Below are 18,520 nucleotides of genomic sequence, written 5' to 3'. Positions count from 1 at the left end.
GAATATCGGAACGTGGGAAGCTGTGAATACAAATGGTAAGGATTCAGCAGTCTAATGTTGTAGTGATAGAAAAAATCGAAAGCCAGTAGCAAATACTGGCAAGCCAATAGGCTTTCCGCTATCGGGATAATCTATCTTTATCACAGTGAAATCAGGGGCACGAGCATTGATATTTCCTGTAATGGGAAAAGGAGCAACAGCCCCAAGACAGGATTTAGTTTCATCATTATTTCTAAATCTTTCAAGGTTCTTGTATGACTAATAGAAACCAAGTCCGAAAGGAGGCGGTTGACTTGACTGTCGATACGAACTTAGAGAGGCAACCAAAGCAGCAAAAACTGCGAAATGCCGAATATTACGATATGCAGGATGTTATGGATAAGCTATATGAAGAATCCTGCAAAGGAAAATCATTCCATAATCTAATGCACCTTATTACCAGTGAGAACAACATACTTTTAGCGTTCAGAAATATCAAAAACAACAAAGGCTCAATGACTAAGGGAACAGACGGCAAAACAATTACACAGTATAAAGGGTGGTCGGAAGAACAGTTTGTCAAATACTTTCAAAATAAATTTGCAAACTATCACCCCAAAAGTGTTCGCAGAACAGAAATTCCAAAGGTCGGACAGCCTGGTAAAATGCGTCCGTTAGGTATTCCCTGTATGGACGACAGGATTATACAGCAATGTATTATCCAAGTATTAGAACCGATATGTGAAGCAAGGTTTCATGCTCACAGTTATGGTTTTAGACCAAATAGGTCGGCAAGCCATGCCATTGCAAGGGCACAATCTCTGATGAATGTCAGCAAGCTGCACTATGTTGTAGATGTTGATATAAAGGGATTCTTTGACAATGTAAACCATGGCAAGCTGCTCAAGCAAATGTGGGCAATGGGCATACGGGACAAAAGTCTCATCTGCATAATCGGCAAAATACTGAAATCTGAGATTAAGGGAATTGGCAGACCAGATAAAGGAACGCCACAGGGCGGTATCATCAGCCCGTTGCTCTCAAACATTGTTCTGAACGAACTCGATTGGTGGTTGAGTGACCAATGGGAAACCAAAAGCACAAGATATCCCTATACGCACAGTCACAAATATGAAGCCTTGAAAAAGTCCAACCTCAAAGAATTTTTCTTCGTGCGTTACGCCGATGATTTTAAGATTCTCTGTAGAGATTACAAAACAGCAAAAAAGATATTCATTGCTGTAAAAGAATGGCTTTGGGAAAGACTGGGGCTTGAAATCAGTCCGGAAAAATCCAAAATCACAAATGTTCGCAAAAAGAAAACGGATTTTCTTGGCTTTGCATTGTATGTGACGAAAAAGGGTAAGAAGTATGTGTCTAAAAGTAATATTTCGGAAAAAGCGAAAAAGACAATGAAAACCAAGCTCAAAGAGCAAATCAAAGTAATTCAGCACGATACATCACCCCACCAAGTAAGCCAGCTTAATTCAATGATTCTTGGTATGCACAATTATTATAATTCCGCTACAGGGTGCAGTCGTGATTTTCGAGAAATCAATTTCGTTGTCAGCAAGAGCCTGAAGCATAGGCTTAGAGTGAAAACCAAAAAGGTTAAGCGAATTAAAAATAATAAATCGCTATTGCCTGAAAAAGTGCCAAAATCCAAAACGTATCAGAAATTCTATGGTAGTTATAACGGAAAGCCGAAAGTCGTGGCAGGTGTACATATCTTCCCGATTTATGGCTGTAGGTTTGTTTCTCCGAGAATGTTCACACGAGAGGTTAATAAATATACTCCACAAGGCAGACAGCTTATACACAAAAATCTGTCTACCGTTCAACACTTAATTCAGTATCTTTTGGAAGCAAAAGATTACGGAAAATCTGTGGAATACAATGATAATCGTATTTCACTTATGGCAGGACAAAATGGAAAATGTGCAATAACAGGAGAACCACTCTGTATATTTGACATGGAATGTCATCATAAAAAGCCCCAAAAGCTAGGTGGTACGGACGAATATAAAAACCTCATGTGGGTAAAAGCGGATGTACATAAACTTATCCATGCTACAGAAGCAGATACGATTGCAAAATATCTTGATATTCTCAAACTTGATGACAAGGCACTGAAAAAGGTTAATTCTTTAAGACTATCAGCAGGAAATTTAGAAATAGTAGCTAACGCAAACTAGATTTTGTTGGAGCGCCGTGTGCGGGGAAAGCTCGCACGCACGGTGTGGAGTGGGGGAAAATTCGGAGATAATTTCAAAGAATTACCTATCACTATACGTGCTTCCATCGGACCTTATAACCTATGGAGAAGAGGCGAAAAACCTGCTGGAAGATCTGCAGTCCAGAAATGAGAGAATGTTCCTTGTGACGGTTCTGGTAATGAATACCGCAAAGAAGCGTCAGAAGCTGGATAACAATATTTTCCAGGTGCAGGGAATCGCACAGAAATATAACTGTTCCTTAAAACAGCTGGATTATCAGCAGGAAGCAGCACTCATGTCCTGTATTCCGCTGGGAGTCAATCGGATTGAAATTCAGAGAGGGCTTACCACATCTTCAACAGCGATCTTCGTGCCGTTTACGACACAGGAACTGTTTCAGGAAGGGGAGGCTCTTTATTATGGACTGAATGCATTATCCAACAACATGATTATGGTTGATCGAAAACGTTTGAAGAACCCGAATGGACTGATTCTTGGTACACCAGGTTCCGGTAAGTCCTTCTCAGCAAAGAGAGAAATTACAAACTGCTTCCTGATCACAGAAGATGATATCATCGTCTGCGATCCAGAAGCCGAATATTCGGCACTTGTGCAGGCACTGCACGGGCAGGTGGTACGGGTTTCTCCGGTATCTGACCAGTATATCAATCCAATGGATCTGAACCTGAACTATTCCGAGGAAGATAATCCACTGTCATTGAAAGCAGATTTTATTCTGTCGTTGTGTGAGCTGATTGTTGGAGGAAAGAATGGACTGGAGCCGGTAGAAAAAACTATCATTGACCGTTGTGTGCGGTTGGTTTATCAGGAATATCTTGCCAATCCCGTACCGGAGAAGATGCCAATCCTAGAGGATTTATATAACCTTCTGAGAAAACAGGAAGAGCCAGAAGCACAGCGACTGGCCACTTCGTTGGAAATCTATGTTACAGGTTCTTTGAATGTGTTTAACCATCAGACAAACGTGGATATCAATAACCGCATTGTCTGCTTTGATATCAAGGAACTTGGTAAGCAGTTGAAAAAGATTGGGATGCTCGTCATCCAGGATCAGGTTTGGAACAGGGTAACGATGAACCGTTCTGCCCATAAATCCACCAGATACTATGTGGACGAGTTCCATCTTCTCTTAAAAGAAGAACAAACTGCAGCCTACAGCGTGGAGATTTGGAAGCGATTCCGTAAATGGGGTGGTATTCCAACGGGCATCACCCAGAATATTAAGGATTTGCTGTCTTCCAGGGAAATCGAGAATATATTTGAAAATTCAGATTTTATTTATATGCTGAACCAGGCTTCCGGAGACAGGCAGATTCTGGCAAAACAGCTGAATATCTCACCAACTCAGCTGTCCTATGTAACCAACAGCAATGAGGGTGAAGGACTTCTGTTCTATGGAAATGTCATTATCCCATTTGTAGACAGATTCCCGAAGAATTCCCTCTATAAAATCATGACAACCCGCTTAGAGGAGACTTCTGAAGCAGGTTAAATCAAAGGAGAAAGCAATGGTACGAGCAATTTCATATGTATTAACTTTTAGTGGCGGTGCTGTATTTGGCATCGCTTTTCTCTGTTTATTACAGGCAGGGAAAGGGTATCCGAAGAAGGAGGAGTAATCAGTGGCAGAACAGAGAATGAAAGTCAGAGACAAGAAAGTCCAGAAGATGACCAAGGATGGTCTGGTGGAAGAAAACCTGACAGATAAATCTTCTGTTCGTGTCAGTAACCGTGTCGGTGATGTGCAGATGGGAAGAAAACAGGGGGAAAAAGAAGAAAACCTTGTGGATAAGTCTCCCCGCCAGTCTGAACGGAGTGGGAAAAATATTCGACCCTCTGTGCAAAAATCCAGAGATGCACCGGAACTGATACGGACAGAGAAGCAAAGTGAGGATTTTGGACAGTGTAGTAAACAGCAAAATAGAAAAAGAATCCGTGCTGAAGTCGGAAAAGAATCCAGACTTGCAGAAAAATCCGAAGCCGGACAGTCAGGGAGACTGAAAGAAAAACGTGCTGATCTATCAGAAAACAGAGGAGACAGCCGGAGAAATCAGACAGGTGGCAGCAAAAAGCCAAAACAAAAACAACGTTTGAAGTTTGCTTATGAGGAAACTGGTGCTTCTGTGAAAAATGACAAAGATATGGAGAAATTGAACCAGATGGATACGGATGGAGTCAATTTCCGCCATCAGAAACAGAAAGAAAAAGCCAAAAAGTTTTCTTATGAAGAAGCAAGAAAGAAAAAGGAAGCAAAGCAGCATTCCAAGAAAGCACAGGTCTATCAGGCAAATGAAGGGGAAGCTCCTGGAAAGAAGAAATCCCGCTTGAAGTTTGGAGAAGGGGAATCTGTGAAAACTGAAAAAACTTCTGTTGTCAAGAAAGCAGGAAGTGCAACTTCCGCAGCATTGCACCGTGAGATCAGCAAAAATGAAGATGATAATGCGGCGGTAGAAGGTGCCCATAAGTTAGAAGAAAGCGGCGAAGGTGTTTACCGGCTGGAACAGAGAAGTGCCAGACGCAGGAAACAGAGGGCATCCAGAAAAAGAAGCAGACTTGAAAGACAGGCAGAGAAACAGACACAGGCTGCAGCCCGTCAGGAGCAGAAGAAACTGAAAAAACAGATTCAGAAGCAACAGATCAAACGGGATTATGCCAAAGCGAAGAGAAGTGAACAGACAGTAGGAACAGCTACAAAAGGTACGATTGATTATATCAAGAAGATTGGCGGCAAAGTCACCAACTTCTTTAAAGAAAACCGGAAGGTGTATATCAGTGTAGCAGTTCTGATCGGATTGATGTTTCTGATCATAACGAATGTCACGTCTTGCTCTGCAGTGTTTTTACAAAATGTGATCACTTATACCGGAACCAGTTATCTGTCATCGGATCAGGCAATCCGGGAAGCGGAACTGTATTACACACAGCTGGAAGCTAATCTGCAGGAGCGGATCAACAACATGGAATCGGAAGAACCGGGGCATGATGAGTACCGCTATGATATTGGTCCGATAGAGCATGATCCGTTTATCCTGATCAGTTACCTGTCTGCAAAATATGAGGAGTTTACGTTTGAGCAGGTGAAGCCAGAACTGGATGCGTTGTTTGCAGAGCAATACCATCTGACTACTGAAGCAGTGAATGAGACTGTGACAGAGACTGCGACAGTAAGGGTTGGAGAATCTTTGGGACAGGTTGTTACCAGTGGCTATTGCAACTGCCCAATCTGTTGTGGTATTTGGAGCGGAGGACCGACTGCCAGTGGAGCATATCCAACTGCCAATCATACCTTAGCGGTAGATGCTTCCAATCCGTTTGTACCAATGGGAACAAAGGTAGTTATGAATGGTGTCGAATATACCGTAGAAGATACCGGAGCTTTCGCAAGATACGGTGTACAGTTTGATGTCTATTATGACAGTCATGCGGCAGCATCTGCACATGGACATCAAACATGGGAATGTTATCTGGCAGATGATAATGGAAGCAATGAAGTGGAAGTGACCAGGACAAGAGATGTAGATGTGCTGAATGTCACCTTAAATAGTGGAAACCTGATGTCAATCTGTCAGGACAGGTTGGGATTTTTCCAGAAAGAACTGTTCAGTGCCTACAACGATACAAAAGGCAACTTGCAGATGTTTGCAACACCGGTTGATTTTAACTGGTATTCCAGTGTGACCAGCTATTATGGATACAGGATTCATCCAATATCAGGAGCAAATCAGCTTCATAATGGTATGGATATCGGAGCACCGGAAGGGACAAAAGTAATGGCAGGGCTGACCGGAACGGTTACAACTTCTGCTTATAACGACAGCTATGGCAATTATGTTGTGATCAAGGACAGTAAAGGCTATGAACTGCGGTATGCACATTTAAGCAGCCGGAGTGTATCTGCAGGAGCATCCGTCACGAAAGGTGATGAGATAGGGCTTGTAGGAAATACTGGAAATTCTACAGGAAGCCATCTTCACATTGAACTTCTGAAAAATGGAGAGCGGTTAAACCCGATCTTTTATCTGGAAACAGGAGAAGGGGCAGGATTTGGCGGCAATGAATATACCAGTGAAGCAGCACAGCGTTTGTTAAATGAAGCAGCGAGATATCTTGGGACACCGTATGTGTGGGGTGGATATTCGCCAAGTGGATTTGACTGTTCTGGATTCGTAAGTTACTGCCTGACACATTCAGGTGTAAGGAATACAGGAAGATTAACGGCACAGGGATTGTATGACATTTGTACGCCGGTATCTCAGTCAGAAGCACAGCCAGGAGATCTGATCTTCTTTACAGGTACTTACGATGCAGGAGTTCCGGTAACGCATATCGGAATCTATGTGGGCAATGGTCAGATGATCCATTGTGGGCATCCGGTGCAGTATACGTCCATCAACTCTCCATACTGGCAGAGTCATTTCTATGGATTCGGACGATGGTAAGGAAAAGGGCGGTGTAACAGCCGTCCGGAAAGGAGAAGCGATGAAAAGTCTTGAAAAAGCAACGGCAGATTATGAGAAAGCCAAGGAAAAAATGGAAGCATCCAAAGCCAGATATGAAGCAGATTTAAAGCGTTTCAAGGCTGCGGAGATAGCAAAAACAGAAGCGGAAAATCTGGAAATTGTAAAAATTATCCGTGCAATGGATATGAGCATTCCAGAGCTGGAAGCTTTCAAAAAGAGAATGAAAAATGAACTGCCCGGCAGGGTAGAAATACAGAAGGAGGAAACAAGGTCTGATGATGAATTTAGAGAAGATGAAACAGAAGAAATCTAAAAATAGCGTGAAAAAAGGATTGCTTGCGGCAACAACGATTCTTTGCTTGACATCGCCTATGTTGCAGACACAGAGTGTGTTAGCGGCAGAGAATACAGCACCCGCAATTACGATTGAAAAGCCAGATGGCTGGAGACAGGGGGAAACGGCAGTCGCAATTACTGTGGATGCCAGTCATATGCCAGAAGGATTTTCTATCACAAAAATTGAAGCGAAAGCTGGGAAAGACGGAAGCTGGCAGGATGTGACAGGGAATGGAAGTATTTCCATTACTGGTAATCAGACGGTCTATGTGCGTGTGACAGATGGTGAGGGGAAGGTCTATGAGCAGAATCGCTCTATTAAGTGTTATGACACAGAAAAGCCTACGCTTTCTGCATCTCTGACAGATGGTGTACTGACGATTCAGGGAAATGATACCGTTTCCGGCATTACTTCTGTGACAGTTAATGGCACCACTTATACAGATCTGAAGGATGGAATGCTGAGAGTGCAACTGACACAGAAAGATTTTACAACAAAACAGATTGAAATCACGGTAACGGATGGTGCCGGAAATACTTCTGAAAAGTATGTGTTGCAGAATCCTTATTATGAATGGGCAAAGAAGCAGGCAGAGAAACAGAAAACTTCAGGTGACAGCAATGGTGCGATGGCAACCACGACCAGTGCAGATGCAACTGGGACTGAGAAAACAACGACTTCACCACTTCCGCAGGATGCACAGGCTTCTGAGCCAACAGATGCAAAAGGAACTGTGGATGATCGGACAGTGACAGGTATTGAGGAACAGCTTAATAAAGAAGGCGAGACAGCAGATTCTGTTACCAAAACAGCTACGGAAGGCACAAAAGAGTTTTATACCATTTCAACTAAGAGTGGTAAGATTTTTTATCTGATCATCGACAATTCAAAATCTCAGGATAATGTGTATTTCCTTACCGAAGTCAGTGAGAAAGACCTGATGAACTTCACACTTTCTGATTCTGTGACACTTCCGGAAGTAGATATTGTTTATGCAGAACCAGAGAAACAGGCTGAAGAAGAAAAGCCGGAAACGACAGAGACAGATGAGAAAGATAAGGTAGAGGATGAAATTCAGATGCCAGAAGACAAAAGTTTGGCAGGGACTTATCTACTGATCGGATTGGTTGCTGTTGGAGCTGCGGCAGGTGGTTATTACTTGAAAGTCTACAAACCGAAACATGAATATGATGATGAAGATGAGATGGAAGAGGATGAAAATGAATCCGAAGATTCAGAGTCAGAAAAACGGGAGGTAGACGATGCAGATGAGCAGGAAGAACAGGAAAATGCAGGGACAGAAGTTTTGAAAGATGAAGATTTCAATGATGAGGTACTAGAAGATGAAGAAGAGGAGCAGGAGTAAATGAAATTAGTGATTGCAGAAAAGCCATCGGTTGCGATGGCACTGGCTTCCGTGCTTGGAGCCAGAACAAGAAAAGATGGCTACGTGGAGGGAAACGGTTATATCGTTTCCTGGTGCGTAGGACATCTGGTTGGATTATGTGATGCATCGGAATACGATGAAAAATATAAAAAATGGAGATATGATGATCTGCCGATTGTGCCAGAATGTTGGAAACATAAGGTATTGGAAGGTACGAAAAAGCAGTTTGGAATCTTAAAGAAACTTATGAGAGATTCCAAAGTAGATGAAGTGATCTGTGCCACTGATGCAGGACGTGAAGGTGAGCTGATCTTCCGTCTGGTGTATGAGCAGGCAGGATGTAAAAAGCCGATGAAGCGACTCTGGATCTCTTCCATGGAAGAACAGGCAATTAAAGATGGATTTGCGTCATTAAAAGACGGTTCGTGTTATGACAGTCTCTATCAGTCAGCTCTTTGCAGGGCAAAGGCTGACTGGCTGGTGGGAATCAATGCGAGCCGTCTTTTTTCTGTTCTGTATAACCAGAATCTGAAAGTTGGAAGAGTACAGACACCAACACTTGCCATGATCGTGGATCGAAATCAGAAGATCAAGGAATTTACCAAAGAGAAATATTATATGGCTCATATCAAATTTGACGATATGGATGCGGTCACAGAGAATTTTCAGAAAAAAGAAGATGCAGATAAAGTGGCTGCAGAGTGTCAGGAGCGCATGTGCGAAGTGGAGAAGGATGATGTGAAAGAGAAAACGGTCCGCCCTCCGAAGCTTTATGATCTGACCACCCTGCAGAGGGAAGCTAACAGAATGTTTGGCTATACCGCACAGCAGACATTGGATGCTGTGCAGGAGATGTATGAGCAGAAGCTTGTCACTTATCCGAGAACAGACAGCCAGTATCTGACAGATGAGATGGGAGAAAGTACAGAAACTCTGATTCAGATGTTATTTGGGAAAATGCCTTATGCTGAAGGTCTGGAATATCAACCGGACGTGAGTAAGGTATTAAATTCAAAGAAAGTATCCGATCACCATGCGATTATCCCAACCATGGAAGTAGCCAAAGCAGATATTGGTGAACTGAAAGAACGAAGCCGCAAGATTTTGTATTTGATCAGTGCCAGGGTTCTGACAGCAACTGCAGATCCTTATATTTATGAGAGTCATAAATGTCAGATTACCTGCAATTATCATACGTTTTATCTCAATGCAAAGAAAACAAAACAGGAAGGGTTCAAGACAATTGAGAAAAAACTGAAACAGTTCTTTGGAATCATTGCAGAAAAAGAAGAGCCGGAGTTGGATATCTGGGCAGGCAAGCATTATGGTCCCTGTGATTCTTTTGTATCGGAGCATTTTACACAGCCACCGAAACAGTACACAGAAGATACCCTGCTTTCTGCGATGGAACGTGCAGGGAATGAAGAGCTGACCGAAGATACAGAAAAGAAAGGACTTGGTACTCCTGCAACAAGGGCAGCAATCATTGAAAAACTGATTCAGTCTGGCTTTGTGAAAAGGGAAAAGAAAAATCTGGTGCCGACAGATGATGGAAATGTGCTGATTACGGTTCTACCGGATGAGATTAAATCTCCGAAGATGACCGCAGAGTGGGAAATGGCATTGAATCATATTGCCCAGAATACAGAGACAGCAGATGAATTCCTAAATGGGATTACAGAGCTGATGCAGGAACTGGTTGCCAGGTATCAGGGGATTTCAGAAGAGAAGAAAAATCAGTTTCAGGGAAAGGCAAAAGGAGAAGTCATTGGCAAATGTCCCCGCTGTGGAGCAGATGTCAGGGAAGGAAAAGTAAATTTTTACTGTTCTGACCGGAAATGTGCTTTTACCTTATGGAAAAATGATAAATTTCTTGCAAGCCAGGGAAAAAAGATGGATAAGGTGGCAGCAAAGAAGTTCCTGTCTAAAGGAAAAATCCATTATAAGGATCTGGTATCAAGAAAAACAGGGAGACAGTATGAAGCAACTGTGGAGATGGTCGATCCCGGAGAGGGAAATGTACAGTTCAATCTTATTTTTCCACAACGATAAGTAGTGTATTGCAGGCAGTCTAAGGACTGTCTGTTTTAATACAAATATATGAAAGAGAGGACCTTAGCATGAAGAAAAAAGGTAATTTTAGAAAAGTAGTATCTGGCTTGCTGGCAGGCATGACAATGCTTAGTACAGTGCTGTCTCCGATGACGGCATATGCAGCGGAGATCCAGCCAGAGGAAAAACCTCCACTTTATGAGGAAGTGAAAGACCTTCTGGATGAAGATGAGGTGGTGACTGCCAAAGATTATGAAATTGAAACAGGCAGTGTATTTGATGTGAAATCAGATTACACGGGACTGGAAATCAAGGATGATAACAAGGTCAAAGTCACATTTGAGGAAGCAAAGAATGACAAGGATGAGGATTTTACGACAGATCATGCGGACACTTACAAAGCGGTCTATTATGTGGAACCGGTAAATCAAGAGCATCCGAAGTACCAGATCAGCCGAAAACTGATTGTGCGTGAGAAAGCAACAGAAGCTCAGACTGAAACTGCAGGGAGTGAAGCAGTGACCGAATCAGAAACCGCTGGCAGTGAACAGCAGACAGAGGAAGCGGAGGATTCAGAAGCAGACTCGGAGATTACCGATATTGACGCTGATGAATTTGATGATTTAGTAGAGCAGGCACAGAATCAGGATACCTATGATGAAGAATCAGGGTTAGAGCTTCATGATGTTTTGGAACAGGCAGGAGACGAAGGTGTGGATCTTGATGCTATGGAAGAGGGAGAGATTGCAACATTTGAAGCAGTTTCAGCTTATTCAGCAAGAAGTACACAGCAGGTAACAATTGAAAAAGGACCACTGTATAGATATGCAGATTATAATCTTGGAACCTATCTGACAGAGCCGTACTATATCAGCTACGGAAACGTCAGAGCAATTGCGTATTGTGTACAGCCAGCTAAGCCAGGACCTGGATCTGGAAATTATACAATTACAAAGATTGGAGACAATCAGGCGTTAGCAAAAGTGTGTTATTACGGCACAGATGCCGCAGGGAGCGAAAGCTTTTTTGCGAATAAACACACGGATTTTTCAGAAGGAAAAAGATTCATCATCATTCACATGGCTGCATCATATGCCAACGGAAGCAGTGATGCATTTTACGGAACCAATGCTACAGGAGAGGCTTTGGCAAAAGAACTCTATAATTATTGTGTGAATAAGCCGGAAATACCAGATGTAGCGATGTCATTTTCAAAGCCGGATGTAAAAGCTTATGTAGATAGAAATGTTCAGAGAACGGAGAACATTAAGTTCAACGCATCTTCCCAGCAGAAAATCACAATGGACTTACCAAAAGGAGTAAAGCTCCATAATGTATCTACTGGAACCGTAAGTGCGGCAGGTGCAAGCGTAACAATTGGAGGAGGAACCACGTTTTATCTCTCAGCTCCTCTGACACAGACAAGAGATGTAAGTGATACTTTTTCTGCAAAAATGAAGGGAAGTATTACAAAAGATTATTCAGCATATAAATTGACTACGAATGCAAGTGTTCAGGATCTGGCATTTGTATTTGGAGAAGGTGTTGCTGATGAAAAATATGTAAGCTTAAAGGTCTCATGGATTGAACAGGCTACGATCGAAATCGTAAAGAAAGACGATACAGCGAATGTCAATCTTGCAGGTGCAGTATTTGGCGTTTACAGCGATGAGGCTTGTACAAAGCTGATCACTCAGATGCCTGCAACAGATAAGAATGGAAAATCCTCTGTTACGATTATCAAGACACAGGATACCGTTTATCTGAAAGAAATCACAGCACCACAGGGATATGTAGTAAATGCAACGGCAACAAATGTAAAACTGGTAGCAAGTAAGACCTCAGCTGTAACCGTGGAAAATAAGGAGCAGCTTGCAGAGCTTACTGTTTATAAAGAAGGTCAGGTGCTTACCGGAGCAGAAGTCAGTGAGAGTGGAACCGTATTCCATTATGAGAACCGCAGACAAAAAAATGCTGTTTACAACGTGTATGCCGGAGCAGATATTGTGACTGCGTATGGTACAAAAGTGTACAGCAAAGGTGATCTGGTGAAAGAAAATCTGACAACAGGTGAGAATGGCTCTGTTACCCTGAAGAATCTCCATCTAGGAACTTATGTGGTAAAAGAAGCAAAAGCACCGGACAACTTCTATAATGGCGGCGAAGAAAAGACAGTGACGCTGACTTATGCCGGACAGAATAAAGAAGTTGTATTTGCGGATGTCACCTTCAACAATGAGCGTCAGAAAGCAGAAGTCACTGTAGTAAAACAGGATAAAGATACAAAGAAACCGCTGGAAGGTGGTATTTTCGCCCTGTATGCGGCAGACGATATCAAAAATGCAGATGGTGTAGTTGTTGTAAAGAAAGGCACCCTGATTGAGAAAGCCACTACCGGTGAGGATGGAAAGGCAAAATTCACAGCAGATCTGCCTATCAATCATTCCTATTCCGTAAAAGAAGACCAGGCACCAGAAGGCTATGTAAGAAATACAGAAGACGTGTATACGTTCAAGTTCTCTTACACCAATGATAAAGAAGCAACCGTATCTTTCGCCCATACCTTCAGCAATGACCGTGTGACAGCAAAAATCAATTTATTCAAAGTTGATAAAGAAACAGGAAAAGCCGTTCCGCAGGGCGATGCAACACTGAAAGGTGCAGTCTACGGATTATATGCCCGTGAAGATATCGTGCATCCGGATGGAGCAACCGGTGTGATTTATAAAGCAGGGGAACAGGTGGCTTCTCTTACAACGGATGAAAAAGGACAGGCTTCTGTAGATGGCTTATATCTTGGCAAATATTACGTCAAGGAGATCACACCACCGACCGGATACCTGGCAGATACAGAAGAACATGATCTTGAATGTAGTTATGAAGGTGATATGACTGCAGAAGTAAAAAGAGAATGCATTTCCAGTGAACAGGTGATCAAGCAGCCGTTCCAGATTATCAAAGCAGCCAACAATGGAAAGACCGATGCAGATCTGTTATCCGGAGCCGGATTTACAGTTTATCTGAAATCTTCCCTTACAAAGAAAGCAGATGGAAGCTATGATTTTGATTCTGCTAAACCAGTAGTGAGTGGAGAAAACGGAGCTACTGAGATTTTTACAGATGAAAAAGGTTATGCCTGCAGTATTCCATTACCATTTGGAAGCTATATTGTCCGTGAAACAACAACACCACACAATTACAAGCCAGTCGATGATTTTGAAGTGAATATCACAGAGAACCATCCGAATGAGCCACAGATCTGGCGTGTGCTTCTGGACAAAGAGTTCAAGGCAAAATTGAAAATTGTGAAAAAAGACGATGAAACAAAGAAATCAGTCCTGATTGCAGGAACAGAATTTAAGGTATATGACCTGGATAACAAAAAATATGTGGAGCAGGTAACTACTTATCCTGTGACAACCACACACAAGTCCTATTTTACAGACAGTCAGGGTTATCTGATCATGCCAAAGAACCTGAAAATCGGACATTACCGGATTGAGGAAGTCAACGCACCGGAAGGGTACACAATCAACAAGAATTATATGGAGATTGCTGTTGATGCAAACACTGCTTATCAGATGGATTCAGAAAGCGGCGATGCCATTATCACAGTTGATTACGAGAATCATCCGGTAAAAGGAAAGCTGACGATCTATAAAAAAGGTGAGATGCTGAGTGGATTCAAAAAGGATTTTGTTTATGAAGAAAAATATCTGAAAGGTGCAGAGTTTAACGTCTATGCAGCGGAAAATATCTACACACCGGATTATCAGAAAGATGAAAATGGAAACAGACAGCTGATTTATGCAAAAGATGCTCTGGTAACAACGGTAACGACCGGGGAAGACGGAAAAGCAGTTGCAGATAACCTGCCGCTTGGTTCTTACTATGTGGTAGAAAAAACAGCACCGGAAGGATTTGTTCTGAACCATGACAGATCGGATGTAGCATTTGTCTATGCAGATCAGGATACACCTGTGATCGAACAGGAAGTGACTGTTGGTGATGACAGACAGAAAGTTGCAATCCAGGTAGAAAAACAGGATGCAGAAAACGGAGCAACGGTAGAAGGTGCAGTCTTTGGCATTTATAACAAAGATGATATCAAAGCAGAAGGCAAAGTCATTGTCAACGCTGATACCCTGTTACAGGAAATGACTTCTGATAAAGATGGAATTGCTTCCTGTACGCTGGATCTGCCACTCGGACAGTATTATGTAAAAGAGTTAAAGGCACCGGCAGGATTCGTTTCTTCCGATGAAGTTCTGAATCTGGATGCTTCTTATCAGGGACAGGACGTGAAGACAGTAAAACTGAAAACAGTGAAGAAGAATCAGCCGACAACGGTTGAAATTACAAAATCAGATGTGACAACAGGTGTGGAACTGGATGGAGCAAAACTCACCGTTCTTGATAGAGAGGGGAATGTCGTAGATCAGTGGACTTCTGTAAAAGACCAGCCACATGTGATTAAACGACTGACCGTTGGGGAGGAATATACCCTTCGTGAAGAAATCGCACCGTATGGATATCTGAAAGCAACGGATGTGAAGTTCACACTGGAAGATACCGCAGAGATTCAGAAGGTAGAGATGAAAGATGAAGTGCCGACAGGACTTTTAATCATCAACAAAAATGGAGAATTTTTGGATAAAGTGACACTTCTGGACAATGTAAAAGGCACTGTGGAGCATCTCTTCGAATATGTAACCGGAAGCCTTACAGATGTGACTTTCGATGTATTTGCTGCGGAAGATATCAAAGCGGCAGATGGTGTCAGCAAAGATTATTACAAAGCAGATGAAAAAGTAGGAACTATTACTACAGATTCCAATGGTATTGCACAGATGGATAATCTCCCGGCAGGCAAATACTATGTGAAAGAAGTTAAAACTGCCCATGGCTATGTATTGGATGGAGAACCGAGATATGTTGATCTTTCCTACCGTGATCAGGACACACCGGTAATCACTTATGATGAAAAATGGCAGAATACCCGTCAGAAAGTAAAGGTTACTGTTCTGAAGAAAGAAAAAGATACAGACCGTGTTCTTGCAGGCGGCGTCTTCGGCCTTTATACCAGTGAAGATATCAAAAATGTAAACGGAGATGTGTTGCTTGAGAAAGATTCCCTCATCGAGCAGAAAGCAACCGATGAGAAAGGACAGATCACTTTTGCGGCAGATCTTCCAGTAGATGGAAAATATTATGTAAAAGAGAACAGTGCACCGGACGGATTTGTGACAACGGAAGAAGTGCAGGAGTTTACCTTTGAATATGCCGGAGAAGATCAGGCAGAAGTAAGCTATGATTTTACGTTTGAAAATCAGCCGACCACAGTGGAACTGACAAAAACAGACCTGACCACAGGCAAAGAACTTCCAGGTGCACACCTGAAAGTGACGGATGCAGATGGAAATGTTGTGGATGAATGGACTTCTACAGAAGAATCTCATGTGATCAAAGAACTTGTTGTAGGTAATGAGTATACCATGACGGAAACAAAACCGGCAGACGGATATGTTACTGCAGAGAGCATTACCTTTACGGTTGAGAATACAGCTGAGATTCAGAAGCATGAGATGAAAGATGATGTGACCAAGGTTCAGATCAGCAAGACAGATATCACAGGAGATACAGAGATTCCTGGTGCAAAACTAACGATTCTTGATAAGGACGATCAGGTAGTAGAGAGCTGGACTTCCACAGAGGAGGCACACTATATTGAAAAACTGCCAATTGGTAGATACACCTTACGAGAGGAACAGGCACCAAAAGGATATCTTTTGACATCGGATGTGACATTTGAGGTGAAGGATACTGGAGAAATCCAGAAAGTGGTTATGAAAGATGATACTGCCAAGGGAAAAGTCATTCTCAATAAGACAGATAAATCATCTGGGGAACCGCTGAAAGGAGTAGAATTTGAATTCCGTGACAGCAAAGGAAAGGTCCTGGAAACCTTAAAAACAGATGCTGCCGGTCATGCCGAGAGTAAGCTGTATGAGATTGCCGCATTCAAGAACGGCAAATATGATACAGCAATCAAGTATTATCTGGTGGAGACAAAAACACTGGATGGATACACACTGGATCAGACCAAGCATGAAGTGACATTTGCCTACGCAGACGACAGTACGCCGGTTGTAGAAGTTACTTTCAATCTGACAAATGAGAAACCGGAAGTTCCGGAAACACCAAGCACACCAGATGTGCCGCAGTCCCATGAAGAGACGAAGGTATCAGATGCACCGAAGACAGGAGATAACACAAATATCTGGCTGCCGATTCTGCTTCTGCTTATCTCTACCGGAGGCATGGCAGGACTTTATATCAGCAGAAAGAAAATCAGAAAACAGTAATCCTCAGTAAAGGGGGCCCTGAATCAGGGCTCCCTTTAAAATACAAAAATTCACAGAAAGGGACAGAAAAATATGATGAAAACAATGGAAAAGAGACAGGAAGCAAGAAAGAACCAGGAGAGAACTTTAAAAAGAATGATGGCTTATCAGAAAAAAGCCGAGCAGATGGTCAGCAGGAAAAGAATGAACCATCACATGATCAGAAAGGGGTAAAAGCGTATGATGAACAGAAAAGAATTTTATGAATATGTCAAAGATAATGTAAAAGACTATTTGCCGGATTCATATCAGAATGGAGAAATCCGTATTGAAGAAGTTGCAAAAAATAATGGATTAAGGTTGACTGGCATTTCAATTCCACAGGGTGATCAAAGAGCTGTGCCGATGGTATATCTGGATTCTCTTTATATGGAATATGTCAATGGAAAAAATCTGGATTCCTGTGTGGGTGATGTGGCAGATATGCGTATTGAAGTGCAGGACAAAGCGGCATTTATCAATATGGGTCTTCCGGATATTTTGGATTATGAAAAAATGAAGGACAAATTACAGGTGAGAATCTGTGACCGGGAATGGAATGAAGAACGCCTGGCTGATAAAGTTGTTACCGAACATGGAGATTTTGCAGCATATTACGCAGTGAATGTGGAAGAAAACGAGGGAGGAATTGGTAGTATTCCGGTTACTGTCAATCTTATGAATGAATGGGGTGTGACAGCAGAACAAATCCAGGCAGATGCAGTGGCGGCAGACAGAAATCGTGGTGTTGTTTTGATGGACATGAATGAAATGATAAAATCCATGATTTTTGGTGAAGAAGCAGAAAATCTTTTGAATGAAAAACTGAATGTTGAAGCAATGGAAAATCCAATGTTCTGTCTTTCAAATGCACAAAAAATGAATGGTGCATCACTGTTACTGCAGGAAGATATTCGTAAGCAGATCGGTGAATGCCTGGGAAGTGATTATTTTGTTCTTCCCTCTTCAATTCATGAGGTGCTGATTCTTCCTGATAACGGAATGTTTGAAGTACCGGAATTAAATGCCATGGTACAGGAAGTCAATGAGACGCAGGTAGAGAGGCAGGAACAGCTTTCGGATAAGGTTCAGTTCTGTGATGGAAAGACAGCAGTTATGGAAAATGCCGAACGCAGGGAAGCACGTCTGGAGAAAGAAAAAGCAGCAGAAAAAGCAACTGGGAGAACAGAAGCAAAAGGTGGAATCCATGGAAAACTGGAGAAAGCCAAGGCGGAGATCAAAGCAAAAGGGACAGATACAATCCCAAAGAATAGGGCGAAAGACCTTGCCTCAGTATTATAACGAGAAATAACGATGATTTTGAGGGGACTGTGTGAGCAGTCCCTAATTTTATGAAGATGGAGGAGAAAAGAATATGGACTGGTGTTTATATGGTGATGATAAAAGAAAGGAAATGGATAGAGATTTAAAACCGGAATATCTTTTGGATGACTTACGGAGATATCAGGATGTATTTGGTGAAGAATTTGGTGTAAAAGAGCTTCTTATGCTGGAGGATATCCGGGTAAAGGCTATGATTGCCGGAGCACTTGCAGATATGCCGGAATTTCTTATTGATCAGATTGGAAAAGCAAGTAACAGTAGTAATTTTCCTTCTATGACAAGGGCAATGGAACGGATTGCCGATGTTGTAGAAGAAAAGTGGGAAGAAGAAAGGGAGTAAC

General features: G+C 42.3%; 9 protein-coding genes and 1 pseudogene. All 10 read left to right on the top strand.

The genetic code is table 11. The features are described 5' to 3' along the window. Positions 1-374: 374 nt before the first annotated feature. Entirely contained in the window at positions 375-2,174 is a 1,800-nt protein-coding gene (ltrA, locus tag OGM16_00440; GenBank protein UYJ48520.1) for a group II intron reverse transcriptase/maturase, read from the top strand. Positions 2,175-2,265: 91 nt separating this feature from the next. Beyond that, positions 2,266-3,708, top strand: a pseudogene (locus OGM16_00435) (ATP-binding protein). Positions 3,709-3,853: 145 nt separating this feature from the next. Then, the gene (locus OGM16_00430; protein ID UYJ48519.1) at positions 3,854-6,655 is read left to right on the top strand and encodes a peptidoglycan DD-metalloendopeptidase family protein; all 2,802 of its coding nucleotides are present in this window, start codon (positions 3,854-3,856) and stop codon (positions 6,653-6,655) included. Next, complete coding sequence (locus tag OGM16_00425; protein ID UYJ46787.1) at positions 6,636-6,989, top strand: DUF4315 family protein; 354 nt, start codon at positions 6,636-6,638, stop codon at positions 6,987-6,989. Before OGM16_00430 ends, OGM16_00425 begins: the two co-directional genes overlap by 20 nt. Continuing rightward, positions 6,955-8,379, top strand: coding sequence for a DUF4366 domain-containing protein (locus OGM16_00420; protein ID UYJ48518.1), 1,425 nt, complete (start codon positions 6,955-6,957; stop codon positions 8,377-8,379). Before OGM16_00425 ends, OGM16_00420 begins: the two co-directional genes overlap by 35 nt. Beyond that, positions 8,380-10,452: a DNA topoisomerase 3 gene (locus OGM16_00415; protein UYJ46786.1), complete on the top strand. Its 2,073-nt coding sequence runs from the start codon at positions 8,380-8,382 to the stop codon at positions 10,450-10,452. A gap of 68 nt (positions 10,453-10,520) precedes the next feature. After that, a complete protein-coding gene (locus OGM16_00410) occupies positions 10,521-16,817 on the top strand; it encodes a SpaA isopeptide-forming pilin-related protein (GenBank protein ID UYJ46785.1) in 6,297 nt (2,098 codons plus the stop codon). Positions 16,818-16,889: 72 nt separating this feature from the next. Next, positions 16,890-17,030 (top strand): hypothetical protein, encoded by a 141-nt coding sequence (locus OGM16_00405; GenBank protein UYJ46784.1) that lies wholly within the window; start codon positions 16,890-16,892, stop codon positions 17,028-17,030. Positions 17,031-17,036: 6 nt separating this feature from the next. Then, positions 17,037-18,137 (top strand): DUF5688 family protein, encoded by a 1,101-nt coding sequence (locus tag OGM16_00400; protein ID UYJ46783.1) that lies wholly within the window; start codon positions 17,037-17,039, stop codon positions 18,135-18,137. A gap of 73 nt (positions 18,138-18,210) precedes the next feature. After that, positions 18,211-18,519 (top strand): HrcA family transcriptional regulator, encoded by a 309-nt coding sequence (locus OGM16_00395; protein ID UYJ46782.1) that lies wholly within the window; start codon positions 18,211-18,213, stop codon positions 18,517-18,519. The last annotated feature ends 1 nt before the right edge of the window (position 18,520 follow it).

It is taken from the genome of Lachnospiraceae bacterium (assembly GCA_025758065.1).
Taxonomy (GTDB): Bacteria; Bacillota; Clostridia; order Lachnospirales; family Lachnospiraceae; genus Enterocloster.
The sequence above is the reverse complement of the archived record's forward strand: the minus strand, read 5'-3'. Positions and strand labels throughout refer to the sequence as shown.

Excerpts from the sequence above, each read along its gene's own strand:
- ltrA (UYJ48520.1), top strand. The coding sequence starts at position 375 with ATGGATAAGCTATATGAAGAATCCTGCAAAGGAAAATCATTCCATAAT.
- OGM16_00430 (UYJ48519.1), top strand. The coding sequence starts at position 3,854 with ATGAAAGTCAGAGACAAGAAAGTCCAGAAGATGACCAAGGATGGTCTG.
- OGM16_00425 (UYJ46787.1), top strand. The coding sequence starts at position 6,636 with ATGGATTCGGACGATGGTAAGGAAAAGGGCGGTGTAACAGCCGTCCGG.
- OGM16_00420 (UYJ48518.1), top strand. The coding sequence starts at position 6,955 with ATGAATTTAGAGAAGATGAAACAGAAGAAATCTAAAAATAGCGTGAAA.
- OGM16_00415 (UYJ46786.1), top strand. The coding sequence starts at position 8,380 with ATGAAATTAGTGATTGCAGAAAAGCCATCGGTTGCGATGGCACTGGCT.
- OGM16_00410 (UYJ46785.1), top strand. The coding sequence starts at position 10,521 with ATGAAGAAAAAAGGTAATTTTAGAAAAGTAGTATCTGGCTTGCTGGCA.
- OGM16_00405 (UYJ46784.1), top strand. The coding sequence starts at position 16,890 with ATGATGAAAACAATGGAAAAGAGACAGGAAGCAAGAAAGAACCAGGAG.
- OGM16_00400 (UYJ46783.1), top strand. The coding sequence starts at position 17,037 with ATGATGAACAGAAAAGAATTTTATGAATATGTCAAAGATAATGTAAAA.
- OGM16_00395 (UYJ46782.1), top strand. The coding sequence starts at position 18,211 with ATGGACTGGTGTTTATATGGTGATGATAAAAGAAAGGAAATGGATAGA.